Source organism: Ruegeria sp. AK4, assembly GCF_056541025.1.
Window position 1 is genome coordinate 225,962 of record NZ_JBQFXS010000005.1, and the last position, 23,472, is coordinate 249,433.

Here is a 23,472-nt window from a genome sequence, read left to right on the forward strand (position 1 = left end):
CTTAGTCGGCCTGCGGCATGGGATAGCCTTTTAGGCGCAGGAAAAGGTTCTGCTCGTCCTCATTCTTGTAGAAGGGGACGGAATCGGGCGGCTCGGGGGTCGTCACCCGGGCTGCGATTTCGGCCAGAACGACCTCGGTTATGAAGGGCAGGTCGAAATCCCGCGCCCGGTCAAGTTTGACCCATTGCAGATGCGACAGCTCGTCCGAGGCGCGGCTGAAATCATCCAGATCGCCCTGAATCGCCCCGGCATCGACCAGAAAGAACCGCGCATCAAAGCGGCGGGGGCGACCGGGCGGGGTTATGGCCCGGAAAACGAATTGCAGCGCCTCGGCCGAGGGTTGAAACCCAAGCGCGGCGAAGCTGGCCCAATCATCGGGCGCGTCGCCCTGCCATGCACCCGGCTGGCCCAGAATCAGGCCGGTCTCTTCCCAAAGCTCGCGGATTGCCGCGATGGCAAGGGCGTGTTCCAGACCGGGCTGCGATTGTTCACCCAGCCGATCGTGGCAAAGCGCCGGAAGCGGCGAAGCGAGCGGCACGCCAGCGTCTTCCGGATCGACCGCACCGCCGGGGAACACGAACTTGTTCGGCATGAACGCCGCTTTTGCACCGCGCTGACCCATCAGTATCGACGGATCGGTCAGTCGGTCGCGCAGCACGATCACCGTCGCTGCATTGCGGATTGCGGTTTTGTCTGGTGTCATGCCTGTGGTCACGAGGCCTTGTCGAACCCGTGCATGCGCCGGGCCCACTGATAGGCAACAACCGCCCCTTTCAGGCGCGGCAGCAGGAAAAGCGACAAGGCCACGCAGCCGATCGAAAAGCCGATGGCCATGGTCCACGGATCAGGCCGCCAATGCACATAGGACACATGCAGCGCCGGTGCCAGCAAGTGACCGACCAGCAGAATCGTCAGATAGGCCGGCCCGTCATCGGCGCGATGGTGAAACAGCTCCTGCCCGCAGTTCGAGCAGGAATCGTTGACCTTCAGGTAGCTGTGCAGCAGCTTGCCTTCGCCACATTTGGGGCATTTGCACCGAAACCCCTTGACCAGAGCGGGCCATGTCTGGCGCTCTGTCCCGTCCGTGGTGTCGATCGTCTGATCCGTCATAATATAACTCGCGCGTTCATCTTTGCCGGATATTGCGCCTGTTTTGGCCAATATTAAAGGGGGGTGCGTCGCTTTGCATCGCCCCGAACGGGAAAACTCTTGTGAGCGTCGACAGGGGCCGTTTCGAAAAAGTTGAGATACTGGCGACGGAAACCCGGCCCCGCCGCGTTTGAATGGGTATGAGCAGCGGCAATCAGGTCGCGTCAACAAGGGAAAAACCGATATGAAAAGCTCGAAATTCATCACGGCCATTGTTCTTTCGGCGGTCGCAGTCACAGGCACATCCGTTTTGGCCGCAGGCCCGAAAGACCGCGAGCCGGTTTCGTTTCAGGAACTGGACGCCAACAATGACGGTCAGGTGACACAGGAAGAAATGCTGGCGCATCGCAACCAGCGTTTCACGCAGGCCGACACCGATGGCGACGGCCAGCTGAGCGTCGAGGAAATGCAGGCGGCGGCCCAGCAAAAGGCAAACGACCGGGTCACGAAGATGTTCGACAAGTATGACGCCAACAGCGACGGATTTCTGAGCGACGATGAGTTGCCCAAGCCGCGCCGGGCTGACAAGATGTTTGATCGGATGGATGCGGATAACAGTGGCGGCATCTCAGAGCAGGAATTTGCCGATGCGAAGGACAAGATGGGCCGGCATCACAAGAAGCGTGCCAAGGCGGGCTCTGACGACAACTGATGCGGGATGGAGGATCTGACCTCCCACTTGCAACAGGTTCGCGGTGCGGATTGCGCCGCGAACGACCTCAGCGACGATGTGTTGCTGGGGCGCTTTGCCGATGGCGACGCAAAGGCCGCGCGGATTTTGACCGACCGTCTGGGGCCGCGCAGCTATTCTGTCGCGCTGCGCATGCTCGGGAACCGGGCCGAGGCCGAGGATGTGACTCAGGACGCGATGATGCGGCTGTGGCAGATGGCACCGGATTGGGTTACGGGGCAGGCCAAAGTGTCGACTTGGCTCTACCGGGTGACGCTGAATCTGTGCGTCGACCGCAAGCGCAAGAAGGCCCCCGACCGATTGTCGGACGTGCCCGAGCCCGAGGACGGCGCGGCCAGCGTGGTCGACCGGATGCAGGACACGGCGCGCAAGGACGCGCTGCAGGTTGCGCTGTCGCAACTGCCTGACCGGCAACGGCAAGCGGTGATCCTGCGCCATATCGAGGAATTGCCCAACCCCGAGATTGCCGGGATCATGGGCATTTCGGTAGAAGCGGTCGAAAGCCTGACGGCGCGGGGAAAACGGGCATTGGCGGCCATATTGGCCGGGCGTAAGGACGAACTGGGGTATGACGATGGCTGATGACAACATGGAACTGGATCAATTGTTTGCCCAGGCCCGGCAGGATCGCCCGGCGCTGCCGGATGATCTGGCCGAGCGCATCCAGACCGATGCCGAAGCGGTTCGGCTGGGGCGTCTCAGAACCGCGCGCCAGCCGCGTTGGATCCGCATTCTGAACAGTATCGGAGGCTGGCAGGGCATGGGCGGACTGGTTGCCGCCAGTGCGGCGGGCATCTGGATCGGCTTTTCGGCCCCTGGATTTCTGCCTGACCCCGCAGGTCTTCTGACCGCGCAGGACACCTCGTATCTGGTGGCTGACCTCGGGTTCGACACCACCTTTCTGGAGAGCACGGAATGAGCGCTGATCCCAAACCGAAACGGCGTTGGATGCCGATTGTACTGGTCGTTTCACTGGCCCTGAACCTTCTGATTGTCGGTATGGCGGCTGGAACAGCGCTGCGGCTGAAGGGCGGTGATCACGCCAAGTCACCGCCGGGATTTGCCTCGGCCCTGTACCGTGCGCTGCCCAAAGAGGATCGCAAGGCGATGCGCGGCGAATTGTCGGGGCTGCACAAGAAGGGTTCGAAAAACCGCAAGCAGGACTTTCAGGAACTCAGTCAGGCCCTGCGCGCGGTGCCGTTTGATCCGGCTGCCGTTGAAAACCTGTTGCAGCAGCAGGCGCAATCCATGGCCGATCTGCAGGTGGCTCTGCAAACCCAGTGGCTGGACCGCGTGACCGACATGAGCGATCCGGAACGTCAGGCCTATGCGGATCGATTGGAAGAGGTCGTGGATCGCGGCCCGCGTGGCCACAAGAAAAAGGACTGACCGGATCAGGCGGCGTTTTGCCTGATCCAGACCTGATTGCGCCCGGCCTTTTTCGCGGCATAAAGCGCCTTGTCGGCGGATTTCAAAAGGTCTTCGGCAGGTTCCGGCGCGCTGTTTTGGGACAGGAAAGCCGGGGCGGACATTTTTAGCCCGATGCTGATGGTGACATCAACCGAGCCGTGGTGATCGGGAAGATGGAACGGCTTTTCACAGATGCGGGCGCAAAGAGCCTCGGCCAGTTTCAGGGCTTTGGTTCGTGACGTGCTCGGCACCACGATCACAAACTCTTCCCCGCCGATACGGGCAACGAAGCCTGTTTTGCCAAGAACGTCCCGCATACGCGCGGCGGCCTGGCTGAGAACCAGGTCGCCGCCCGCGTGACCGAAACTGTCATTGATGGCTTTGAAATGATCGAGATCGGCCAGCATGACGGCAAACCCTCGACCGGTCTTGACCGACTGGCGTGCGATCAGATTCAGTTCGTGCATCGCGTAGCGCCGGTTGTAGAGGCCGGTCAGCGGGTCGATCCACGAATCCGCGATACCCTTTTTCAACGAGGCCCGCATACGGTCCATCCGCGCTTTGCGGGCGATCTGGTTTTCCAGCCTCAGCAACACTTCCTGCCCGCAGAACCCGCCCAGGCAGACGGCATCTGCGCCCCGGTCCAAAGCCTCGGCCGCGCGGGCGGCGTTGTTGTCCTGCAGCACCCCGATCAGAACCGTGTTCCGCGTGGCACCGCGCGATCTGAGATCGGCAAGAGTGCGCAGGCAGGATGGGTCTGCGTCCAGCTCGACCACAATCGCGTCCGGCACCGCGCCAGACAAAACGCCCCGCAGGTCGGATTGGGTGGACCAGGTCAGGTTGCGGCCCGACTGCCCGTTCAGCGCCCTGAGCCATGCCGCGCCGGTGCGCGCCGTGTTGGTCAGGATACCCACATGTGCAGGCTTGCGTGGGGCGATCAGGTCGGCAGCGGGTTCCGCAAAACCGATCGATTGCGGGCCGTCTTTGACATGCAGCTCCTGCGTGTCGGCACGAGCCCGCAACAGGCTGCGGATGCGCGCCAGCAGCAAGGTGTCCTTGAACGGGTGAACCAGCACATCGTCCAGCCCATCGGCCAAGGCCCGCAGCCTTGCACCCTTGTCATTCTGAACCGCGATTGCAACGACCGGAACATCCGCAAGGTCCGGTTCATCAGCGATCATCTTCTTGACCTCTGCCGCCGTTCCATCGGGCAAGGTCTGGGCGGTCAGCACCAGATCGGGCCGGGTGCGCCGAAGAAGGGCTGGCAGGCCTTTCAGTTTTTCCCCCTGAACCACGTGATACCACGCCGCCGTCAGCTGAACCTTCAGCATGATGCGATTTGTCGATACCCCGTCGAGGACGAGGATGGTTCCCTGCACGGACATAGTTGCTCACCATTGATTGCATGCGTGAACAAAGTGTTTATGAGTCTGGTTAACAAACCCTTTCCAAGCCTGCGATCCGGGAAAAATTAATGTCCATCTCCGACGATTCTGCGCAAACGCTGGCCCTGAAAGCTCTGGGCTGGCTGGTCGGGAATGAGGAACTTCTGCCTGTTTTCCTGGGCTCAACCGGACTGACTGCAAGCGATCTGCGCGACCGGGCGGCCGAGCCGGAATTCATGGCCTCGGTGCTGGATTTCCTGATGCTTGACGATTCGTGGATCATGGCGTTTTGTGACGCCAACGCAGTCGCCTATGACCAGCCCGCACAGGCGCGGGCGGTTTTGTCGGGCGGCGCGGATATCCACTGGACCTAACTCTTACTGCCGCAGGAGCCCCCTTATGCCCATCGAAGCGATCTTGTTCGACAAGGACGGCACGCTGTTTGATTTTGCCGACACATGGGGCACCTTCGCGCGCACCTTGCTGCTGCGCCTGTCCGACAACGACACGGCGCGCGCCGCCGAGTTGGGGCAGGCTATCGGCTTCAACTTTGAGCGCGAGCATTACGCGCCCGACAGCGTCGTGATCGCCGGAACGGTCGAGGAAATTGCCGAAGCCCTGCATCCGCATCTTGAGGACATCGACCGCGCTGAGCTGATCGCGTTGATGAACCAGGAAGCCGCCGCCGCGCCGCAAGCGCCTGCTGTGCCCTTGGGGCCGTTTCTGGAAGGGTTGAAGGAATCGGGGATCAGGCTGGGTGTGGCGACGAATGACAGTGAACACCCGGCGCTGCAGCATCTGGAATCGGCGGGGATAAAAGAGCATTTCGACTTTATCGCCGGGTATGACAGCGGCCACGGGTTCAAGCCCGGACCCGGCCAGTTGCTGGCTTTCGCGACCCATATCGGCGTCGATCCGGCCCGAATTGCCATGGTCGGCGACAGTTTGCACGACCTTCAGGCCGGGCGGGCCGCCGGAATGACCACAATCGGCGTGCTGACCGGACTGGCCGAGGCCGAAGCGCTGGCCCCGATGGCGGATGTCGTGCTGCCGGATATCGGGCATATCCCGGCATGGCTGGCGCAAAACTGACCGCACGAAGCTGAAATTCGGCGAGTCAGGTTAGAAAACCGACACAACCTGTCGCAGACAGAGCGGCCTGCTGCCCCGCTTCGGGGCTTGCTTGAAGGAAAGCAAAAGCAGGAGGTGATGATGGCTGACACCACAACTCGCAAACGTCGTGGCGGCGGGCGTGCCGGAGCAGCCGCGCGTCGGGGTAGCGCTGCCATCGATCAGATGCCCTGGAACCCGCCGGTCAATATCGACCGACCCACCGAGCCGTTGGATCAAGCGGGGGTCGAGGCGATCCACGATGGCGCGATGCGCATCCTCGAAGAGATCGGTGTCGAGTTCTACAATGAAGAGGCCATCGGAATTCTGCGCCAGGCCGGGTGCATCATAGACGGTGACAACGTGCGCATGGGCCGCGATTTCGTGATGGAAATGGTGGCGAAAGCGCCAAGTCAGTTTTCAATCACGCCGCGCAACCTGAACCGTAAGATCGAGATCGGCGGTAAGAACCTGCTGTTCGGCAACGTGTCCTCTCCGCCGAATTACTGGGACATGGAGATCGGAACCAAAGTTCCCGGCAATCGCGAGATGTGCCGAAATCTGCTGAAGCTCACGCAGTATTTCAACTGTATCCACTTCGCAGGCGGCTATCCGGTTGAGCCGGTGGATCTTCACGCCAGTATCCGGCATCTGGACGTGCTCTACGACAAGCTGACCCTGACGGACAAGGTGATGCACGCCTATTCGCTTGGCAAGGAGCGCGTCGAAGACGTGATGGAGATGGTCCGCATCGCGGGCGGCCTGAGCCACGAAGAGTTCGAGGCAACCCCCCGGATGTACACCAACATCAACTCAACCTCGCCGCTGAAGCATGACCATCCGATGATCGACGGCTGTCTGCGTCTGGCGCGGCGGGGGCAGGCGGTGGTGGTGACGCCGTTCACGCTGGCCGGAGCGATGGCCCCGGTGACCATGGCGGGCGCGGTTGCCCAGTCTTTGGCCGAGGCCTTGTGCGCGATTGCGCTGTTCCAGTATGTGCGGCCGGGTACTCCTTCGGTGATCGGCACGTTCACCTCGAATGTGGATATGAAAAGCGGTGCACCGGCCTTTGGAACGCCGGAATATATGCGTTCGACCCAGATGACCGGCCAGATGGCGCGGTACTATGGCCTGCCGATGCGGTCCTCGGGCGTATGTGCCGCGAATGTACCGGATGGGCAGTCGATTTGGGAGACATCGAACTCGCTATGGGCGGCGGTGCAGTCGGGGACGAATGTCGTTTACCACGCTGCGGGATGGCTTGAGGGCGGGCTGATCGCCAGCCCCGAGAAGTTCATTATGGATTGTGAAATCCTGCAGCAAATTCAGCGGTATATGGACCCTGAACTGACAGCGACCGGCCCGGATGAGATCGCGCTGGACGCCATTCGCTCGGTCGGTAATGACGGTCATTTCTTTGGCATCCAGCACACGCAAGACCGTTATACCACCGCGTTCTACCAGCCGTTCCTCAGCGACTGGAAGAACTACGAGGGCTGGGACGCGGCCGGCGGTATCTGGACGGCGGAACGCGCGCATCACATGTTCAAGGAAATCATCACCAGCTTCGAGGCCCCGCCGATGGATGACGCCATTCGCGAGGAACTGGCGGACTTCGTGGAACGGCGCAAAGCCGAAGGCGGCGCGCCCACGGATTTCTGACACTCAAAATCTTCGCATATCCGAGCAGAGCTTGTCGTTTTGTTAAGGATTGTCGGGCCAGATTGGGGGCGTAACCAATCCGGGGCATCTGATGCATGGTCTGATCAATCGGGCGCTACAGTCGTTTGTCTGCGCAACCTACGGGCGCCCCTGCTGGCAGCGCGTGACCGGGGCGGCAGGTCTTGGCTTTACCGAATTTGAAGCCATGCTGGTTTATGACGATGCGGTATCGGCGCGGGTTCTGACGGCGCTGAGTGACGACCTGAACCGCCCGCAGGCAGAGATTCTCGAGGATCTTGGCACCTACCTTGTGTCGCACCCGAACACGGAAGGGCTGCGCCGTCTTCTGCGCTTTGGCGGGGTGACTTATGTGGAGTTTCTGCACTCGCTGGATGATCTGGCGGATCGGGTAAGGTTGGCGGTCTCGGACCTTGCACTGCCTGCCCTTGAACTGCGGGAGCTGAACGCCGCCGAATTCCAACTTCTCTGCTTTCCCGGTCTGCCGGGCTATTCCAGCGTCATGGTCGGTGTGCTGCGGGCTATGGCGGACGACTACGGGGCGCTGGTGATGCTGTCGCGTGACGGGGTACAGGGCGAGGCCGAGGTGATCTCGGTCATGCTGGTCGAAAGCGCTTTTGCCGAGGGGCGTCATTTCGATCTGGGGGCGCGGAACGGATGATGCAATCGGATAAGCTTGCCGGTTTGCTGGAAACGCTTTGCCCGATGTTCGTGTTGGTGGATGACGGCGGCTGTATCCGGCAGGCCGGTCCGACGCTGCAGAAACTGCGGTCTGATACAGTGCTGATCGGCCGGAACTTTCTGGATGTTTTCGAACTGATCCGCCCGCGTGCGGTGACAACGATGCCTGCACTCATGTCGATGGCCGGGGCGCGGGTGCACTTGAAGTTCCTTGATGAACCGCGCACGGCGCTTAAGGGTCTGGTCGCGCCGCTACCCGATGGGGGCGGGGCGGTGATCAACCTGTCGTTCGGGATTTCGATACTGGACGCAGTGCGCGATTACGCGCTGACCAGCGCCGATTTCTCGGGCACCGATCTGGCAATCGAACTGCTGTATCTGGTCGAGGCGAAATCAGCCGCGATGGAGGCATCGCGATCCTTGAACCTGCGCCTGCAAGGCGCGATGCTTGCGGCGGAAGAGCAGGCATATACCGACACGCTGACGGGGATAAAGAACCGGCGCGCCATGGATCACATGCTGGGGCATTTGATTTCGGCCAATTCGAGTTTTGCGCTGATGAACCTGGATCTGGATTTCTTCAAATCGGTGAACGACAGGTTGGGACATGCCGCAGGTGATTTTGTTCTGCAAAACGCTGCCCGGATCATGGTCGAGGAAACGCGCGGCAACGACATGGTGGCCCGGGCCGGGGGTGATGAGTTTGTGATTTTCTTCAAAGACCTGAACGACGAAACTGTGCTTGCCGCGATTGCGGACCGCATCATCACGCGCCTGCAGGAGCCGGTGGTCGTTCAGGGTGAAACCTGCCGGATTTCTGCCAGCATCGGCATGGCCCTGTCGACCCAATTCAAACAGCCAAATGCTGCGGCGATGTTGAAGGCGGCGGATCAGGCCTTGTATCAGGCCAAACGCGCTGGGCGATCACGCCACCGGCTGCATTCGACCCTGTCCAGCGCATGACGTTGTGTGACCCATCGCAGAACCGATGCCGCAGTCAGGCGCGCGCGCCTTCGGAAAACGCGCGCCGCAGTTTTTCGGCAATCCGGGTTTGGATCGGGGGCAATTCGCCCACGACCGGCATCACATGGCCTGTGAAATGCGCCCGGTTCAGTTCCTCGGGGATGTCGTCCAGAACATGACCTCCGACGCACGCAAAGAAAGGCAGGCAGAGGGCGTTCTCTCCGGTGCCACTGGCGGCGTCAGCGATGGAGGGCGGCTCCTCAACAAATCCCACGCGGATGGATTTGAGCGTAAGCAACTGGCCCAACCGGGTCGAAAACGCGTTGGCCACGGCAGAGGGGTTTCGACTGCGGCCAGACCCGTGCGCAGCGATCACCAGATCGGTCGCGGCCACATCCCATTGCAGCCCCGCCGCCGTGTCACGCACGGCATCCGCCGCCAGCCGGGGCAGGTCCGGGTCGATGCCCAACGGGTCGAGGATGCGCAGATTGCGGTCGCCGATCCGTTTCGGCAACGCGCTGGTCACAAACCACCCTTTGGCCATGAACAGAGGGTAAATCACGGCCCCCTCTGGCAGGTTGTCCATTTGCGCCTCAAGCGCGCCGGGCGCGGCCAGGGTGGCCGAGTGTACGGAAACCGACCCGGCCAGCGCGTCGACCTTGGCCGCGAAAGACGCAAGGGCTGCCTCGGCCGGGTCCGGGTCCGAGGGCTGGCCATGAGCGACGATAATGGCATGCGGCATGCGCGGGTCTCCTGTCTGAGTGCGCGAAAGATGTGTCGCCGGACACAAAAGTCAAACCGTGATTAACCCAGAAGGGTCAACCAGAGCCAGACGGTCAATATCGAAGCGGCGGTCCCGAGCAGGACGGATGAGGCGGCAACCCGCTTCGCCCGACCATACATGGAAGCGAAGATATAGGCGTTGAAGCCCGGAGCCATCGCTGCGTTCAGCACGCCGGACCGGAACAGGTCCTGCGGCAGCCCCACGGATTTGCCAAACAGCCAGACAAGGCTGGGATGCAGCATCAGCGAGATGCAACAGACATAGGCGATGGTGCGCAGATCGCCTTCGGGTTTGTACTTGACTAGAACACCCCCAAGCGCAAACAGCGCCCCCGGCAGCGCCGCGCGTGTCACCAGTTCCAGTGCCTCGTCCACAACGGCCGGGATGGTCAGACCGGACAGATTGACCACAAACCCCAATCCGATACCCAGGATCAGCGCGTTTTTGAACATGGCCGACAGAACCGACCGGGCCATATGCGCGCCGCTGTGACCCCGGTTGCGGACAACCTCCATCACCGTGATTCCGACGCCGTAGCAGAAGGGCGAATGGAAGGCGATGATCGCGTAGTTCCCGGTCAGGTTTTCCGGTCCATAGGCGCGTTCGGTGATCGGAAGGCCCAGCAGGACCGAGTTCGAGAACAGGCAGCAGAACCCGATCGCGACGCAATCCTCCCAATCCCGGCCAAAGATGATGCGTGCGCCGAACAGGCCGACCGTGAAACACAAGGCTGCCGCCGAATAGAAGCTGGCCAACAGGCGGGGATCGAAACTTGCGCTGAGATCCAGATGCGCAATCGCCAGAAACAGCAGGCAGGGAATGGCAAAGCCCTGCGTGAACTTCATCAGCCCGTCAACGTGGACTTCCTTGAAGTACCCGGAGCGTGTCGCCGCATAGCCGGCACCGATCACCAGAAAAACCGGCAGGATGACGTTGATCAGGTTCTGAAGCATGCCGCCCCCGCTGGCTGTGCCGCTGACGATATCCGGCAGGCGCGGGGCAGGGCCTTACAGCGCCTGATGGATCACCATGCCGTCATAGGCGGGGGTGATGTAGTCGGGTGTCTCGGCCTCGACCGTGGCATAGTCGAGGTCGATATGCATGTTGGTCAGGATGGCGCGCTGGGGCCGCAGTTCCTCGATCCACCCCAGAGTCTTTTCCAGATGCGCGTGGGTGGGGTGCGGCGCGCGGCGCAGGGCGTCGATGATGAGGCAATCCAACCCCTCCATCTCGGGCCAGGCGTTGTCGTAAATCTCAGCGACATCAGGCAGATAGACGAGTTTTCCCAGGCGGAACCCCAAAGAGTCTATCGAGCCGTGATTGACCTTGAAGGGGTGGAAAGGGATCGGGCCGCCGGGGCCGTCCACTTCAAACGCACCGTCGATGGATTTGAGGTCAAGGATCGGCGGATAGGGTGAGCCTTCGGGCTGGATGAACGCGTAACCGAACCGCCCAAGCAGCGCGTTTTGCGTGTCGCCGTCGGCCCAGACCGGAACGCGCGTCTTCATGTTGAAGACGATCATTCGAAGGTCGTCGATGCCGTGCACGTGATCCGCATGCGAGTGGGTATAGACCACCCCATCCAACCGCCCGGTTCCCGCGTCCAGCAACTGGCTGCGCATGTCCGGCGAGGTGTCGATCAGAACCGAGGTCGTGCCCTCGGGCCCGTCCCGTTCCACCAGCATCGAGCAGCGGCGGCGGATATTTCTTGGGTTATTGGGGTCGCATGCGCCCCATTGACCGCCCAGACGGGGAACGCCGCCGGATGATCCGCAGCCCAGAATGGTGCAACGCAATTGGGTCATGCAGCGGCCTTGTAGTGGGCCGCTTTCGAAAACAGCCGCTCGAAATTGGATTGCGTCTGGGCCGCGAAGGCGGCGTAGTCCATGCCGAACACCTCGGCCCCTTTGCGTGCCGTGTGGGCCGTATAGGCAGGCTCGTTGCGTTTACCGCGATACGGTGGTGGTGCCAGATATGGCGCGTCGGTTTCGACCAGAATGCGGTCTACCGGGGCGCTGGCGAAGATGTCGCGCAGTTCCTGACTTTTGGGAAAAGCCGCGATGCCGGACATGGACAGGAAAAAACCAAGGTCCAGGGCCGCTTTGGCCAGTTCGCCCGAGGATGAAAAGCAGTGCATGACGCAGGAATAGGGCGCGTTGCGGTATTCTTCGGTCAGGATGCGGGCCATGTCGTCATCGGCGGCGCGGGCGTGGATGATCAGGGGCAGGCCGGTGCGCTGGGCCGCTTCGATATGGATGCGCAGGGATTGCTGCTGAATGTCCTTGCTTTCGGCGGTGTAGTGATAATCCAGCCCGCTTTCGCCGATGCCGACGAATTTCGGGTGCTGCGACAGGGCGACCAGTTCGTCCACCGTTGCCATCGGCTCGTCAGCGGCGCTCATCGGGTGGGTGCCTGCGGCGTAGAAGACCGGCGCGTGCGCCTCGGCAATGTCGCGGACGGTGGGTTCGTTGCGCAAGCGGGTGCAGATCGTGACCATACGGGTAACGCCAGCTTCGGCGGCGTTGGCGATGATCTGGTCCAGTTGCCCTTCGAAATCGGGGAAATCCAGATGGCAATGGCTGTCGGTGATCTGGGGGGTGTCGCTCATCTGCTCTGACCGGCGGTTTCCTGTATCTTGAACACCGTATCTAGGACCAGAGCGGCAGGGTCAAGGTTCACCGCCTGACCATGGCGCGCGCGGGCTGTGATTGTCGCCGCAACCTCGGCCCAGCGGCGGGCCTGATGCGGTGAGGCGGACAGGCGCGTCAGCGTTTCCGCCTCGTTCGGGGCGGCCTCGGGCAGTGGGGGTGCCCCCGTTGCCCCGGTCAGCGCCAGCCGGGACAGGGCCACGTCGATCAGCGTCAGCAACAGGTCAAACCGTTCCGCCGCGCCGCGCTGGGCGGCGGTTTCGGCCAGGGCCAGCGCGCGTTGGCGATCCATGCGGGGCAGGGTGCCCAGAATGGCGATGAGTTCGGCGTAAATCTCCAGCCCACCCAGATTGATCAGGCGCACCGCGTCACCCACCGATCCGGCGGCGAGGGCGGCCAGATGGTCCGTCTTACCCGGCAATTCGGCCCCGGTCTGGGACAGCGCGGCCTGCATGTCCTCGGACCCCAGAGCGGACAGGCGCAAGGTGCGGCAGCGCGACCGGATCGTCGGCAACAGGCGTGACGGCTGGTGCGACACCAGCAGCAGCGTTGTCCGCGCGGGCGGTTCTTCGAGCATTTTCAGCAGAGCGTTTGCAGCGCTGACATTCATCTCGTCCGCCGCATCCACGATCACCACCCGGCGACCGCCATCGGCAGAGGACAGGCCGAAGAATTTGCCCAGCTTGCGAATGTCATCGACCACGATCTCGTTTCGCAACCGGCCCTGATCGTTCAGCGAACGGGTGATCGCCGCCAGCCCCGGTTCCGCCCCTGCCAGAATGCGGTGCGAGACCGGGTGTTCGGGGTCGATATCCAGCGTTTCAGGGGGTGGGGGCGCACCAAACAGCCCGCCATCATCCGCCGGGGGCGTCGCCAGCAGGAACCGCGCGATCCGCCAGGCCAGGGTCGCCTTGCCAACCCCGCGCGGCCCCGTCAGCAACCAGCCATGATGCAGGCGATCCGAGTTGAACGCCGTCAGAAACGCCTGTTCCGCCGCGTCCTGCCCGAACAAACGGGTGGTTTCACGTGGGTGAGGTGCGCCGGGGGCCTGATCCGGGGTTGGGGTATCGTCGCTCATCTTCTATCGCAGGGCTGCCATGACGATGTCTGTCACATCCCGGGCGACACTGTCCATGTCCCGATTGCCGTCGATCACGCGAAAACGGTCCGAAAACTCCTCGGCCAAAGCCAGAAACCCGGCTCGCATGTTCTGTTGCAGGGTCGGGCCGAAATCCTCGAACCGTTCTTCGGTGCCCTGCCGGCCCTTGGCGCGGGACAGGCCGGTTTCGGGGTCCATGTCGATCAGCAGAGTTATATCCGGCTCGCGCCCGATCATCAGGCTGTGCAACTGGTCCACCACCCCGCGCAGATCACCGCGCGACAGGCCCTGATACATGCGGGTGCTGTCGGCAAAACGGTCGCAGATCACAACCTTCCCCGCGACCAGCGCAGGTTCGATCGTGCGTTCCATATGGTCACGGCGAGCGGCGGTGAAGAGCAGTATCTCGGTCTCCGCCGACCAGCGGTCCGGATCGCCTTCCAGCACAAGCCTGCGGATTTCCTCGGCCCCGGCTGAACCACCCGGTTCGCGGGTCAGCACAACTTCATGACCCGCCTCACGCAGATGCTGCGCCAGCATCCGCGCCTGTGTGGATTTTCCCGAACCGTCAATGCCTTCGAAGGTCAGAAACAACCCCGGGCGCGTCACATCGACTCCAGCGGAGTATTGATCACGTCTTTCAGAACGATCCCGCCAACGGTCATCATCCGCACCAGAAAGCCGCCAAGGGCCACATCTTCAGCCGCGACCAGAGGGCGGCGGATTTCCGGCAGCCCTTCGGGTTTGATCACCAGTTCGGCCAGTTGCTGGCCCTTTGCCACGGGCGCATTGATGGGGCCTTCGTAGACCACCTCGGCCTCGACATTTTGCGTGCCCAGAACCGGGAACAGCACGGACAGGTCGCCCTCGGGCACCAGCCCGACGGTGCTTTTCTCACCCATCCACAGCTTGGCTTCGGCTATCGGCGTTTCCGCGTTGGCAACTGTCCTCTCGACAAAATTGCGAAACGACCAGTTAACCACGGCCTCAGCCTCCTCTGCGCGCTGGCCGGTGCTGTCGAGGCCCGAAAGCACAAAGATCACCCGCCGGTCGCCTTGCTTGGCCGAGCCGACAAGGCCATACCCGGCCTCTTGCGTGTGGCCGGTTTTCAGGCCATCCGCGCCGATATCCAGTTTCAGCAGCGGGTTCCGGTTGCGTTTGTTCGATGGCGCGCGCCCGTCAAATTCGTACTCTTCCTCGGCGAAGAGCGGGTAGTATTCAGGGAAATCGCTGATCAGGCGGTCCGCGAGAACGGCCAGATCATGCACCGACATCATATGACCTGCGGCGGGCCAGCCGTTGGAATTGGCGAAGTTCGAGTTGTCCATGCCCATCTGCTTGGCCCGCTGGGTCATGTAGCGGGCAAACCCGGCCTCGGTTCCATCGGGGCTCAGCGCTTCGGCGATGACCACACAGGCGTCATTGCCCGACAGAACGATGATCCCGCGCAGCAGGTCCTCGACCGTCACGCGGTCCTGGGTATTCAGGAACATGGTCGAGCCGCCATAGCTCATGGCGTGTTGCGACACTGGAAGGGTTTCGCTGAGTGTCAGCCGCCCGTCCCGCAGCGCCTCGAACGCCACGTAAAGCGTCATGAGCTTGGACATCGAGGCAGGCGGCAACGGCTGATCCGCGTCTTTGGACAGCAGCACCGTGCCGGTCGTCTGGTCCATCACATAAGCAGCACGCGCCGAAGTGTCGAACGCTTGGGCCGGTACCGCCAAAAGTGCCAGCGCCAGAACGGAATTTCGCAGTGAGGACAGCATAGATCGCCTCCTATCTCAGTTGGACACGGTGAACGCGTCGGAAAAGCCCAGGTCTTTCACATCGCTCTGCATGGCCCGGCGCTCGGCCCGGTTTGTGGCGGGGCCAACGAGAACGCGCCAGACGGTCTTATCCTCGGTCTCTAACTCGCGCACCTCGGCGGCCATTCCGTTTCGGCGGATCTTTTCAGCCGCGCTGTTTGCATTCACTTCGACGCCAAAGGTCCCGATCTGCACATAGGGTTTCGACAGCGAAGATGTCGCCGCCGGAGCCGTAGCGGCCACGGGCGTTGGGTCCGACGCCTCGATTGCGGCGGCGGCACCTTCGATGGGATCAAGCGGCGTTTCGGTGATCTCGTTCGGGTCTTTCTTCTGCCACCATTTCCGTTTCGCGGGCTTTTCGGCGGGCGCTTCAACTGGCGCATCTGTCAGGGCAGGGGTTGCAGCCGCGCTGGCCACTTCGGTCGCGGCACTGGCGGTTTCGACCGTCGCAGCGGTGGCCGCCGTGGCTGCACCCGCGGCTGCGGCAGTCGCGGGCTCTTTCTTTTGCCACCATTTGCGCTTGGCCGGCGTCTCGGCCGCTTCCGTTTCCTCAGGCTCTTTGGCAGAGGTATCGGCGTCAGCGCTTGCAGTTTCTTCGCTCGCTTCCGTCGGGGCCTCGTCGGATGCAGCAACCGCCGCTCCGGTCGCAACAGCGGCACCTGCCGCCGGTTCCTTCTTTTGCCACCATTTTCGTTTCGCGGGTTGTTCCGTTTCGGTTTCGGCCACTTCGGTGGCCTCATCCGTTACGTCTTCAGCTTCAGTATTTTGGGTCTCGGTGTCTTCTGCAGGGGGCGGAGTTTCCTCAATCGTCTCGCGGCGCAGGGCGACGACCTGAATCTTGACCGGCGCGCCCGCCAGCATCCCAAGTTGTTCGGCGGCGGCGGACGACACCTGCAGGGCCGGTCCGGGCAGGTTCCGTTCGCGCCGAAAAAGCGCGCCGACCACAGTTTTGTCATTCGCGGCGTTCTTGATCACCACTCGTTCAGGCTGGTCCACATCGGGATGCGCCACCCAGATGCCGCCAAGCGATGGCCGCCCGTCCCAAAGCCCGGCCTCGGACACCTCAAATACCTCGGGCGCTTCAATATCGCGCTGTGAGGCTTTGGAGACACTGGGTAAAAGCTCGGTTTTATTGCTGTCTCCCGCGGCGTCGGGTGCCTCGGTATCGCTTTGTGATAATGCGGCCTCATCACACCCCGACAATACCGTCAGGGTGACGGCGAGAATAGCCAGTCCTCGCGGTTTTGCGCCTGTCTCAGTCGCTCGCTTCATCTGTGTCATCCCTTGCCTGAAGGGGCTGCGTTTCCCGAGCCCCGCCGCCAACCGACTGGTTCTGCATGCCAGCCTGATACGGTCTTATTTCGGGATCATAACGCGGCTGCGGAGCCATGGAAAGACTGCCGCGCGGCCTTCGGCAAGATTTCCCGATTTCGACTTGCCTCTGCACCAACTTGGCCTTAGACCCGGCCCCACGCGGGGAGGTGGCAGAGTGGTCGAATGCGGCGGTCTTGAAAACCGTTGGGCGTGAGAGCGTCCCCAGGGTTCGAATCCCTGTCTCCCCGCCACTCATACCTGTCTCACTTCAGTTGTGTTTTCTGACCCGGAATTGTGCCGCAATTCCTGCGAGTTGGCGCGTGCGCTTTCAATCAGAGACGGAGCAGACTGTACATTCAAAGCGCAATTCCGGCCGCAGTCTCAGTGCCGCATTTTGGCGGGGTCGCTTTGGGCTGGATTTCCCTGATAACCTGCAATTTACAGGGAATTTCTGCAAAACAGTTCTGAGTTCCGTCATTCCTCACTTAAGAACTGTATGTTTTCCAGAGGTTTATGTTGCAAATTCCCTAAAACGTGGAACAGGGAATTTTCTCGTGGGAACAGGGAATTGTTCCGCCGGATCAGGGAGGGCGAACCCTGTATCAGGGACGCAGGATCTGGAGCTATCAAAAGCCGAACAGGCGTTCCTGTTCGGACCAATCAAGTGGGTGGGTCACGCTGACCAAACGTTTGAGTGTAAGTTCGGGTGGCTGGGTGCCGTCGAGAATCGCGGCCTGAATCTTCGGTGAGAGAAATGCGAGCTGGGCACGGGTACGGATGAATGCGCCGGGAACGCTTTCGCGGCGTGCAATCTCCATCAGTTGAACTCCAGCTTTCAGATCACGGGCCCAGCCATGGGCGCGGATCAGCATGGACCGGAGGTGGGGATCAGGTTGGGGTGCCATATCTCCGGCGATGACCTTGGCCTCGACGCCGCGGCGGCGCAGATCGAAAGATGCGGTGACGTGGGTGAGGTCCGGGTGCAGATACTCCGCAGCAGTGCCAAATGCGCTTGCCAGAGTTTTGGGGTTTAATTCGAGGTCAATGTGTCCTCGTGCGATTCCACCGCTGGCCAGAATATCAACGCCGACCTGACCGCCTTGGTGTTGAAGCCGGGTTACTAAATCCGCAACTGAAGTCTGAACTGCCTCGGCTGACCCGGCCTCCGGCTGCGCCAGAACTCGATGCGTGATTGCGGCGTCTTGCAGATGTCTGACGATGACATCAATGACAGCGTTTTCCAGCGCAGGGCCGGGCAGTCGCCAGCCGGAGATATCCTTTCCGCCCGAGATGAGTCTGTTGGAGATATAGTAGCTCAACCGTCGGCCTGTGCGGGTTGTATGGGTTGGCGTCAACCGATCACCAGTTTCGTCCTGCAGCAGACCGGTGAGCCAGGCCCCGGGGTCATTGGTGTGTTGGCGCTCATCGGAACCATCACGTGCCCGGGAGCGGTTGGAGGCCCGTCGCATTTTTTCCTGCACCCGGTCCCAGATGTCCTGGTCGATGATCGCTGGATGTTGTCCGCCCCAGATCTTATCCTTGTGGCGGATTTTTCCGAGATAAACCGGGTTGCGCAGCAGGTAATAGATCTGGCCGCGTGACAGCGGACAATCCCCTTTCACGCTGCCATCTGTCCGAAGAACCCGTTTTGACCGCAGTCCTTCTGCCGTTGCCCGTTCTTCTACTTTGCGAAGGCAACCCAGCTCGTCATAAAGCCCAAAGAGATGCCGGACCGTTCTGGCCTCATCTTCGTTCACCACCAGCGTTCTTGCTTTTGGATCGGGGTGGCGGTCATAGCCCAGGGGCAGGTTGCCACCCATCCAAAGCCCCTTTTTCTTGGACGCCGCGATTTTGTCGCGAATACGTTCGGCGGTGACTTCCCGTTCAAACTGAGCAAAGGACAACAGCACGTTCAGGGTCAGCCGGCCCATGGAGGAAGAGGTGTTGAAGGCCTGCGTGACGGACACAAAGGAACAGTTCGCCTGTTCCAGCCGTTCGACCAGCTTAGAGAAGTCGGCAAGCGACCGGGTCAGCCGGTCAATCTTGTAGACCACCACCATGTCAATACGCCCGGCATCGATCTCTTCAAGAAGGCGCTGAAGGGCAGGGCGCTCTAGGGTGCCGCCCGACAGGCCACCGTCATCGTAGCGGTCTGGCAAAAGGGTCCAACCTTCGTGCCGCTGGCTGGCGACATAGGCCGCGCAGGCCTCATGTTGCGCATCCAGCGAATTGAAGTCCTGATCCAGACCATCTTCTGAGGACTTGCGCGTGTAGATGGCACATCGGGTTTTACGGCGCGGGCTCATTTGGCCCCCTTGCCAGAGAGTCCGAAGAAACGCGGCCCTGACCAATGCGCACCGGTAATCTCTCGGGCGATGGCCGAGAGCGAGCGATGGGACCGACCGTTCCAGGTAAAACCATCCCCTGTTACATCGACCATATGGGTCACGCCATTCCACTCGCGCAGCAGGCGCCCGCCTGGTTTAAGGGTAGGGCATTTAGGCCGGGGCTTTTTCTCACAGCCCTTTCCCAGCGTGGCTTTGGCATGCCGGGTTAGCCCGCCATGACGGCGAGACTGCATCTCAAAGGCAATGAAACGGCGCAGGAAGGGTTGGCTGAGCATGGCGGGTGCGGGTTGATCAAACAGTTGCTGCCAAAGCGTGACCAGATCCGATCGACCCATGGCGGCGAGATCGGCGACATCGCTGATCTTCGTCATGACTCGCCGCCCTTGTTTGCTGTGAGGTGATATGTGGAAAAACCATGTGGCTTGTCGGATTCGCGTCGTTCAATTGTGACGCCTTTCTTCCGTAACCCACTCAATGCCGCTCGGACCGAATGAGGCTGCCATCCCGTTGCTTTGCAGAGCGCCTCAAGGCTGGCGCCGCTTGGGCGACGCAACAAGGCTTGCACCTTGTCAATTTTGGTTTGTTTCGATTTGGACATGTATCGTCTCCTCTGATCCGGGGCTGGCGGAATGCCAAACCCCGGTACCGAGGAGCGCCCGAATGGCTCGGGCGTGGATCCAGTGATGCGTGGTTCACAGCAACAGTCCAGCTCTTTCTGGGGCAGCCTCAGGAGGGGTGTGTTTTGCGGGGCGCTGCTGCCGTACCCCCGATTATTCGTCAACAATCTTAATTGGTTACTTTTTGCTTGGGGGTTGCAATTGCAAAAGCCCGCGCATAGATTCTAGCCAGCCCTGCAAGGGACAAGGTCCCACGGGGAGGTGAATACATCTCCCAGGCAGCGTTCGGCGCCGCTTTTTTGCGGAGTAAGACCGAGAGCATTCGAAGGGGCAACGAACCGGATCGATTGGTCCGGAGAGTTGCTAGTCGTGCTCTCTCCGAATTCCCAACACGATCCTTTCTTGTCGACGCTAACGAGCGTCAAACGAAAGGAGGCGGTTATGCCTGCCAAAAAAACACAGAGCGACGCCAAGGCGTCCAACACGCCGATCTGGATGGCGGACAAAGTCGTCCAATCTCAAATCAGCCAGATCAAGCCCTACGCCAACAACAACCGCGTGCACGCGGCCAAGAATATCGACAAGCTCAAAGCGTCGGTGGCCAAGTTTGGCTTTGTCACACCGATCCTGTTGGATGGTTCGGGCACAATCATCGCGGGTCATGGCCGCTATGAGGCCGCCAAGGCTCTGGGGTTGAAGTCTGTGCCGACGGTTGTCGCGGATCACTTGTCAGACGCGGAAGTACGCGCCCTGCGCATCGCGGATAACAAGCTGGCGGAATTGTCCGACTGGAACGAAGATGCTCTGCAGATTGAATTTGCTGAGCTGATGGATCTCAGCCTTGATGGCGAGCTGGACTTTGATCTGGATATCACCGGGTTCGAGACGCCGGAGATTGACATCATCATCGATAGTGCAGGCGAGGCCACGGAGACTGAAGCAGAAACTGTTGAGACGCCGGACCCTGCGGCACCGGCAATTACGCAGCCGGGCGACCTTTGGATTCTTGGAGATCATCGCATCTTCTGCGGGGATGCCCTGCAAACCCAGAGCTACGACACCTTGCTGAAAGGCGAGACCCCACAGATGGTCTTCACTGATCCGCCTTACAACGTGCCGGTCAATGGGCATGTCCGTTGCGGCACCGGCGGCGATCATCGCGAATTTGCCATGGCGTCGGGAGAAATGTCGGACAGCGAGTTCCGTGGCTTTCTTTCAGAGGTGATCAGTCGGTTGTTTGACTGTCTGCCGGATGGGGGCATCGCAATGATCTGCATGGACTGGCGTCACATTGAAGAACTGATTGCGTCCGGCAAGGCAGGTGGCTTTGATCTCATCAATCTCTGCGTCTGGAACAAGACCAATGGCGGGATGGGCAGCCTTTATCGGTCCAAGCAAGAGCTGGTTTGCATCTTCAAGAAGCCCGGTGCACCGCATATCAACAATGTCGAACTGGGCAAACACGGGCGCTACCGGACCAATGTTTGGGATTATGCGGGGGTGAACAGCTTTGGGGTAGGGCGCGAAGCGGACCTTGCGGATCATCCCACAGTGAAGCCGACAGCTTTGGTGGCAGATGCCATCATGGATGTGAGTCATCGCGGCGATGTTGTGCTGGACGCCTTTGGCGGGTCTGGCGCGACCTTGCTGGCAGCAGTGAAAACAGGACGCCGGGCGCGGCTGATTGAGCTCGACCCGGCCTATGTCGATGTCGCCATCCGCCGTTGGCAGGAGATGACCGGTGAGAACGCCGTGCATTCGGTGACCGGCCAGACGTTCGATGCGCGTTCTGCGGCCAGCGACACCACCTCGAAGCAGGAGGCGGATCATGTCTGACGATACGAGAGAGTTTGAGGTGGGCTACGGCAAACCGCCCAAAGCGACCCAATTCAAGAAAGGCCGATCCGGCAATCCTAAAGGGCGGCCGAAAGGTGCCAAAGGAGTGAATGCCAGCCTGAAACGCGAACTGGAAACCAAAATCACAGTCCGCGAGGGCAACCACGAAACCCGGATTTCCAAGGCCGAGGCAATTGCCAAGCGGTTCACGGCCGGTGCGTTGAAGGGCGACACGAAATTGTTGTTGGCGCTTCTCAAAGTCGACGCCGATCTGTTCGGTGGGACAGATGATGGGTGCGAGCAGGATGGCGCTGCTTTGAAGGGGCCGGAGACAGTTGATTATGAAATCCTCCGGGATTTCTTTTCCAGCCAACTGGACAGTGACAGTGGTCCTGAAAATGAGGAGGCGGAAGATGACGGCTCCTGATCCCCAAATGGTCTTGCAAGCCGCTCGCGAGGTTTGCCGGGATAATTTCTTTCCCTTTGTGTGGCGTGTGTTTGACACGCTGCATCAAGGGACTGACCGCAGCTTTGATCCGGCCTGGCATGTGCGGGCCATGTGCCATGAGCTCGACAATGTCCGCGTAGGCGAGAACAAGCGGTTGGTCATCAACATCCCGCCCCGGTGCCTGAAATCGGTCACCGTGGCCGTTGCATATGTCGCTTATCTTCTCGGTCATAACCCCAGCGCCAAGAACATTGTTGCCAGCTATGGGTTGGATCTGGCGCGCAAGCATTCCGAGGATTGTCGTCGGATCATGTCCGCACGCTGGTACCGGGAAATGTTCCCTGAAACGGTCTTGGCTAAAAAGGGCAACACCTCAGAAGAAATCCGCACCACAAAGGGAGGCAGCCGTAAGGCTGTCTCCATTGGCAGTTCTGTGACTGGACATGGCGCTGATTACATCATCATCGATGACCTGCTGAAAGCCGGAGATGCGGGCTCCGAGGCCGAACTGATCAAGGCGCAGGAGTTCATTGAGGGGACCTTGCTGTCGCGCTTTGACAACCCGGCCGAAGGGCGTGTGGTTATGGTTGCACAACGGTTGCACGAGATGGATCCGCCTGGTTATCTGCTGGAACGCGGGACCTATCGGCATCTGAATCTGCCTGCCATCGCCGAAGACCATGAGACGGTGCCTCTTGGGCGCGGAAAGGTCATGCGCCGCAAACCGGGTGATCTCCTGTGCCCGTCGCGCCTGGATCAGAACACGCTGGATACCAAGCGTCGTGAAATGGGCGCAGCTGTGTTCAATTGCCAGTATCAACAGAACCCGATTGCGCCAGACGGATCGCCGCTGCGCTGGGAGTGGTTCGGCACCTATGAGACAATCGAAGATCGTCGCTGGTATCAGCTTGTCGTTCAAAGCTGGGATACGGGGATGTCTGCGGATCCCAGGTCCGACTTCTCGGTCTGCACAACTTGGGGGTTCCGCGAAAACGCGTGGTACCTTCTCGACGTCTGGCGTGGGCAGGTGGACTACCCAGACCTGAAAGCCAAGGCACTGCAGCTTGTCAGTCGCTGGGATCCGGATCGTGTTTTGATCGAGGATGCCGCTTCTGGCAAACCGCTTTTCGATGAGTTGTTTCGTGATGACCGCCGGCGGTACGACCGTGTCAAACCTGATAAGGACAAGGAAACCCGGTTCCAGTCCGCGTGCGGTCCTGTCGAAGAGGGCAAGGTGTACCTGCCTGCAGACGCGCCCTGGCTGGCGACGTTCAAACGCGAACTGCAGTCCTTTCCACGCGGTCGCAATGACGATCAGGTCGACAGCTTTGCCCACTTTGTGAACTGGTCCAAGGGAGTGGGGTTCTATCGGGCGCTAGGCCATGATCATCAGATAAACATCGAACGTCGCGAGCGCCGTCGCGAGCGGATCAGACGGCGGTAGAACAGAAACCAAAGTTCGAGGCCGGTAGTCGGCCTAGAACCGCCCAGCGAAACCTTGGTC

The 23,472-nt window shown here is 60.9% G+C and carries 26 protein-coding genes and 1 tRNA gene; 13 read left to right on the forward strand and 14 right to left on the reverse strand.

The features are described 5' to 3' along the window. Position 1: 1 nt before the first annotated feature. Positions 2-703, reverse strand: a complete 702-nt coding sequence (locus ACR0EZ_RS11640; RefSeq protein WP_480613175.1) for an NUDIX hydrolase — start codon at positions 701-703, stop codon at positions 2-4. An 8-nt stretch (positions 704-711) separates the two neighbouring features. Continuing rightward, positions 712-1,110, reverse strand: coding sequence for a DUF983 domain-containing protein (locus ACR0EZ_RS11645; protein ID WP_480613177.1), 399 nt, complete (start codon positions 1,108-1,110; stop codon positions 712-714). Positions 1,111-1,333: 223 nt separating this feature from the next. Here ACR0EZ_RS11645 and ACR0EZ_RS11650 point away from each other — a divergent pair, with 223 nt between their 5' ends. The 4 genes from ACR0EZ_RS11650 to ACR0EZ_RS11665 are packed head-to-tail and all read left to right on the forward strand — an operon-like array spanning position 1,334 to position 3,229. Continuing rightward, a complete protein-coding gene (locus ACR0EZ_RS11650) occupies positions 1,334-1,801 on the forward strand; it encodes an EF-hand domain-containing protein (protein ID WP_480613179.1) in 468 nt (155 codons plus the stop codon). A gap of 6 nt (positions 1,802-1,807) precedes the next feature. Beyond that, positions 1,808-2,422 (forward strand): RNA polymerase sigma factor, encoded by a 615-nt coding sequence (locus tag ACR0EZ_RS11655; RefSeq protein ID WP_480613181.1) that lies wholly within the window; start codon positions 1,808-1,810, stop codon positions 2,420-2,422. Then, the gene (locus tag ACR0EZ_RS11660; RefSeq protein ID WP_480613183.1) at positions 2,415-2,759 is read left to right on the forward strand and encodes a hypothetical protein; all 345 of its coding nucleotides are present in this window, start codon (positions 2,415-2,417) and stop codon (positions 2,757-2,759) included. Before ACR0EZ_RS11655 ends, ACR0EZ_RS11660 begins: the two co-directional genes overlap by 8 nt. Next, entirely contained in the window at positions 2,756-3,229 is a 474-nt protein-coding gene (locus tag ACR0EZ_RS11665; protein ID WP_480613185.1) for a periplasmic heavy metal sensor, read from the forward strand. The genes ACR0EZ_RS11660 and ACR0EZ_RS11665 overlap by 4 nt, the downstream gene beginning before the upstream one ends. Positions 3,230-3,234: 5 nt before the next feature. Here ACR0EZ_RS11665 and ACR0EZ_RS11670 read toward each other — a convergent pair whose 3' ends face one another. Then, positions 3,235-4,635 carry a diguanylate cyclase gene (locus ACR0EZ_RS11670; protein WP_480613187.1) on the reverse strand — a complete coding sequence of 467 codons (1,401 nt, stop codon included), beginning with the start codon at positions 4,633-4,635 and terminating at the stop codon, positions 3,235-3,237. A gap of 89 nt (positions 4,636-4,724) precedes the next feature. Between ACR0EZ_RS11670 and ACR0EZ_RS11675 the strand changes: the two genes are divergently transcribed. The 5 genes from ACR0EZ_RS11675 (at position 4,725) to ACR0EZ_RS11695 (ending at position 9,069) form a co-directional block, all read left to right on the forward strand. Next, positions 4,725-5,009 (forward strand): DUF3572 domain-containing protein, encoded by a 285-nt coding sequence (locus ACR0EZ_RS11675; RefSeq protein WP_480613189.1) that lies wholly within the window; start codon positions 4,725-4,727, stop codon positions 5,007-5,009. 25 nt (positions 5,010-5,034) lie between these two features. Then, a complete protein-coding gene (locus tag ACR0EZ_RS11680; protein WP_480613191.1) occupies positions 5,035-5,727 on the forward strand; it encodes an HAD family hydrolase in 693 nt (230 codons plus the stop codon). A gap of 120 nt (positions 5,728-5,847) precedes the next feature. Beyond that, positions 5,848-7,407 carry a trimethylamine methyltransferase family protein gene (locus ACR0EZ_RS11685; RefSeq protein ID WP_480613193.1) on the forward strand — a complete coding sequence of 520 codons (1,560 nt, stop codon included), beginning with the start codon at positions 5,848-5,850 and terminating at the stop codon, positions 7,405-7,407. Positions 7,408-7,498: 91 nt separating this feature from the next. Then, positions 7,499-8,086 carry a heme NO-binding domain-containing protein gene (locus tag ACR0EZ_RS11690; RefSeq protein WP_480613195.1) on the forward strand — a complete coding sequence of 196 codons (588 nt, stop codon included), beginning with the start codon at positions 7,499-7,501 and terminating at the stop codon, positions 8,084-8,086. Beyond that, positions 8,083-9,069, forward strand: a complete 987-nt coding sequence (locus ACR0EZ_RS11695) for a GGDEF domain-containing protein (RefSeq protein ID WP_480613197.1) — start codon at positions 8,083-8,085, stop codon at positions 9,067-9,069. The genes ACR0EZ_RS11690 and ACR0EZ_RS11695 overlap by 4 nt, the downstream gene beginning before the upstream one ends. 34 nt (positions 9,070-9,103) lie before the next feature. Here ACR0EZ_RS11695 and ACR0EZ_RS11700 read toward each other — a convergent pair whose 3' ends face one another. From ACR0EZ_RS11700 to ACR0EZ_RS11735, 8 genes are all read right to left on the reverse strand, one after another. Further along, positions 9,104-9,811: a CbiX/SirB N-terminal domain-containing protein gene (locus ACR0EZ_RS11700; RefSeq protein ID WP_480613199.1), complete on the reverse strand. Its 708-nt coding sequence runs from the start codon at positions 9,809-9,811 to the stop codon at positions 9,104-9,106. A 62-nt stretch (positions 9,812-9,873) separates the two neighbouring features. Beyond that, the gene (locus ACR0EZ_RS11705; protein ID WP_480613201.1) at positions 9,874-10,806 is read right to left on the reverse strand and encodes an AEC family transporter; all 933 of its coding nucleotides are present in this window, start codon (positions 10,804-10,806) and stop codon (positions 9,874-9,876) included. Between the two features lie 54 nt (positions 10,807-10,860). Continuing rightward, positions 10,861-11,658 (reverse strand): MBL fold metallo-hydrolase, encoded by a 798-nt coding sequence (locus tag ACR0EZ_RS11710; protein WP_480613203.1) that lies wholly within the window; start codon positions 11,656-11,658, stop codon positions 10,861-10,863. After that, positions 11,655-12,461: a TatD family hydrolase gene (locus tag ACR0EZ_RS11715; RefSeq protein ID WP_480613205.1), complete on the reverse strand. Its 807-nt coding sequence runs from the start codon at positions 12,459-12,461 to the stop codon at positions 11,655-11,657. Before ACR0EZ_RS11715 ends, ACR0EZ_RS11710 begins: the two co-directional genes overlap by 4 nt. Then, positions 12,458-13,579 carry a DNA polymerase III subunit delta' gene (locus ACR0EZ_RS11720; RefSeq protein ID WP_480613206.1) on the reverse strand — a complete coding sequence of 374 codons (1,122 nt, stop codon included), beginning with the start codon at positions 13,577-13,579 and terminating at the stop codon, positions 12,458-12,460. The genes ACR0EZ_RS11715 and ACR0EZ_RS11720 overlap by 4 nt, the downstream gene beginning before the upstream one ends. 3 nt (positions 13,580-13,582) lie before the next feature. Next, positions 13,583-14,209 (reverse strand): dTMP kinase, encoded by a 627-nt coding sequence (tmk, locus tag ACR0EZ_RS11725; RefSeq protein ID WP_480613208.1) that lies wholly within the window; start codon positions 14,207-14,209, stop codon positions 13,583-13,585. Beyond that, on the reverse strand, positions 14,206-15,366 hold the full coding sequence (locus ACR0EZ_RS11730; RefSeq protein WP_480613210.1) for a D-alanyl-D-alanine carboxypeptidase family protein: 1,161 nt from the start codon (positions 15,364-15,366) through the stop codon (positions 14,206-14,208). Before ACR0EZ_RS11730 ends, tmk begins: the two co-directional genes overlap by 4 nt. 15 nt (positions 15,367-15,381) lie before the next feature. Then, positions 15,382-16,677 (reverse strand): SPOR domain-containing protein, encoded by a 1,296-nt coding sequence (locus tag ACR0EZ_RS11735; RefSeq protein WP_480613212.1) that lies wholly within the window; start codon positions 16,675-16,677, stop codon positions 15,382-15,384. 203 nt (positions 16,678-16,880) lie between these two features. On the opposite strand from ACR0EZ_RS11735, the gene ACR0EZ_RS11740 reads away from it, so the two are divergent. Continuing rightward, positions 16,881-16,970, forward strand: a tRNA-Ser gene (locus ACR0EZ_RS11740). A 375-nt stretch (positions 16,971-17,345) separates the two neighbouring features. Here the strand turns inward: ACR0EZ_RS11740 and ACR0EZ_RS11745 are convergent. Genes ACR0EZ_RS11745 through ACR0EZ_RS11755 form a run of 3 tightly spaced genes read right to left on the reverse strand, consistent with a single transcriptional unit; the run spans position 17,346 to position 19,665 of the window. Continuing rightward, positions 17,346-19,025, reverse strand: a complete 1,680-nt coding sequence (locus ACR0EZ_RS11745) for a recombinase family protein (RefSeq protein ID WP_480613214.1) — start codon at positions 19,023-19,025, stop codon at positions 17,346-17,348. Then, positions 19,022-19,438 carry a DUF2924 domain-containing protein gene (locus ACR0EZ_RS11750; protein ID WP_480613216.1) on the reverse strand — a complete coding sequence of 139 codons (417 nt, stop codon included), beginning with the start codon at positions 19,436-19,438 and terminating at the stop codon, positions 19,022-19,024. Before ACR0EZ_RS11750 ends, ACR0EZ_RS11745 begins: the two co-directional genes overlap by 4 nt. Further along, the gene (locus ACR0EZ_RS11755; protein ID WP_480613218.1) at positions 19,435-19,665 is read right to left on the reverse strand and encodes a DUF3489 domain-containing protein; all 231 of its coding nucleotides are present in this window, start codon (positions 19,663-19,665) and stop codon (positions 19,435-19,437) included. The genes ACR0EZ_RS11750 and ACR0EZ_RS11755 overlap by 4 nt, the downstream gene beginning before the upstream one ends. Before the next feature lie 460 nt (positions 19,666-20,125). On the opposite strand from ACR0EZ_RS11755, the gene ACR0EZ_RS11760 reads away from it, so the two are divergent. The 3 genes from ACR0EZ_RS11760 to terL are packed head-to-tail and all read left to right on the forward strand — an operon-like array spanning position 20,126 to position 23,412. After that, positions 20,126-21,520: a site-specific DNA-methyltransferase gene (locus ACR0EZ_RS11760; protein ID WP_480613220.1), complete on the forward strand. Its 1,395-nt coding sequence runs from the start codon at positions 20,126-20,128 to the stop codon at positions 21,518-21,520. Further along, entirely contained in the window at positions 21,513-21,947 is a 435-nt protein-coding gene (locus tag ACR0EZ_RS11765; protein WP_480613222.1) for a DUF5681 domain-containing protein, read from the forward strand. Before ACR0EZ_RS11760 ends, ACR0EZ_RS11765 begins: the two co-directional genes overlap by 8 nt. Continuing rightward, complete coding sequence (terL, locus tag ACR0EZ_RS11770) at positions 21,934-23,412, forward strand: phage terminase large subunit (RefSeq protein ID WP_480613224.1); 1,479 nt, start codon at positions 21,934-21,936, stop codon at positions 23,410-23,412. The genes ACR0EZ_RS11765 and terL overlap by 14 nt, the downstream gene beginning before the upstream one ends. Positions 23,413-23,472: the final 60 nt, after the last annotated feature.

Coding starts and splice junctions, on each gene's coding strand:
- ACR0EZ_RS11695 (WP_480613197.1), top strand. CDS start 8,083: ATGATGCAATCGGATAAGCTTGCCGGTTTGCTGGAAACGCTTTGCCCG.
- ACR0EZ_RS11735 (WP_480613212.1), bottom strand. CDS start 16,677: ATGAAGCGAGCGACTGAGACAGGCGCAAAACCGCGAGGACTGGCTATT.
- ACR0EZ_RS11755 (WP_480613218.1), bottom strand. CDS start 19,665: ATGTCCAAATCGAAACAAACCAAAATTGACAAGGTGCAAGCCTTGTTG.
- ACR0EZ_RS11710 (WP_480613203.1), bottom strand. CDS start 11,658: ATGACCCAATTGCGTTGCACCATTCTGGGCTGCGGATCATCCGGCGGC.
- ACR0EZ_RS11640 (WP_480613175.1), bottom strand. CDS start 703: ATGACACCAGACAAAACCGCAATCCGCAATGCAGCGACGGTGATCGTG.
- ACR0EZ_RS11650 (WP_480613179.1), top strand. CDS start 1,334: ATGAAAAGCTCGAAATTCATCACGGCCATTGTTCTTTCGGCGGTCGCA.
- ACR0EZ_RS11700 (WP_480613199.1), bottom strand. CDS start 9,811: ATGCCGCATGCCATTATCGTCGCTCATGGCCAGCCCTCGGACCCGGAC.
- ACR0EZ_RS11690 (WP_480613195.1), top strand. CDS start 7,499: ATGCATGGTCTGATCAATCGGGCGCTACAGTCGTTTGTCTGCGCAACC.
- ACR0EZ_RS11685 (WP_480613193.1), top strand. CDS start 5,848: ATGGCTGACACCACAACTCGCAAACGTCGTGGCGGCGGGCGTGCCGGA.
- ACR0EZ_RS11655 (WP_480613181.1), top strand. CDS start 1,808: ATGGAGGATCTGACCTCCCACTTGCAACAGGTTCGCGGTGCGGATTGC.
- ACR0EZ_RS11670 (WP_480613187.1), bottom strand. CDS start 4,635: ATGTCCGTGCAGGGAACCATCCTCGTCCTCGACGGGGTATCGACAAAT.
- ACR0EZ_RS11760 (WP_480613220.1), top strand. CDS start 20,126: ATGCCTGCCAAAAAAACACAGAGCGACGCCAAGGCGTCCAACACGCCG.
- ACR0EZ_RS11675 (WP_480613189.1), top strand. CDS start 4,725: ATGTCCATCTCCGACGATTCTGCGCAAACGCTGGCCCTGAAAGCTCTG.
- ACR0EZ_RS11715 (WP_480613205.1), bottom strand. CDS start 12,461: ATGAGCGACACCCCCCAGATCACCGACAGCCATTGCCATCTGGATTTC.
- ACR0EZ_RS11730 (WP_480613210.1), bottom strand. CDS start 15,366: ATGCTGTCCTCACTGCGAAATTCCGTTCTGGCGCTGGCACTTTTGGCG.
- ACR0EZ_RS11705 (WP_480613201.1), bottom strand. CDS start 10,806: ATGCTTCAGAACCTGATCAACGTCATCCTGCCGGTTTTTCTGGTGATC.
- ACR0EZ_RS11660 (WP_480613183.1), top strand. CDS start 2,415: ATGGCTGATGACAACATGGAACTGGATCAATTGTTTGCCCAGGCCCGG.
- ACR0EZ_RS11645 (WP_480613177.1), bottom strand. CDS start 1,110: ATGACGGATCAGACGATCGACACCACGGACGGGACAGAGCGCCAGACA.
- terL (WP_480613224.1), top strand. CDS start 21,934: ATGACGGCTCCTGATCCCCAAATGGTCTTGCAAGCCGCTCGCGAGGTT.
- ACR0EZ_RS11745 (WP_480613214.1), bottom strand. CDS start 19,025: ATGAGCCCGCGCCGTAAAACCCGATGTGCCATCTACACGCGCAAGTCC.
- ACR0EZ_RS11680 (WP_480613191.1), top strand. CDS start 5,035: ATGCCCATCGAAGCGATCTTGTTCGACAAGGACGGCACGCTGTTTGAT.
- ACR0EZ_RS11765 (WP_480613222.1), top strand. CDS start 21,513: ATGTCTGACGATACGAGAGAGTTTGAGGTGGGCTACGGCAAACCGCCC.
- ACR0EZ_RS11665 (WP_480613185.1), top strand. CDS start 2,756: ATGAGCGCTGATCCCAAACCGAAACGGCGTTGGATGCCGATTGTACTG.
- ACR0EZ_RS11720 (WP_480613206.1), bottom strand. CDS start 13,579: ATGAGCGACGATACCCCAACCCCGGATCAGGCCCCCGGCGCACCTCAC.
- ACR0EZ_RS11750 (WP_480613216.1), bottom strand. CDS start 19,438: ATGACGAAGATCAGCGATGTCGCCGATCTCGCCGCCATGGGTCGATCG.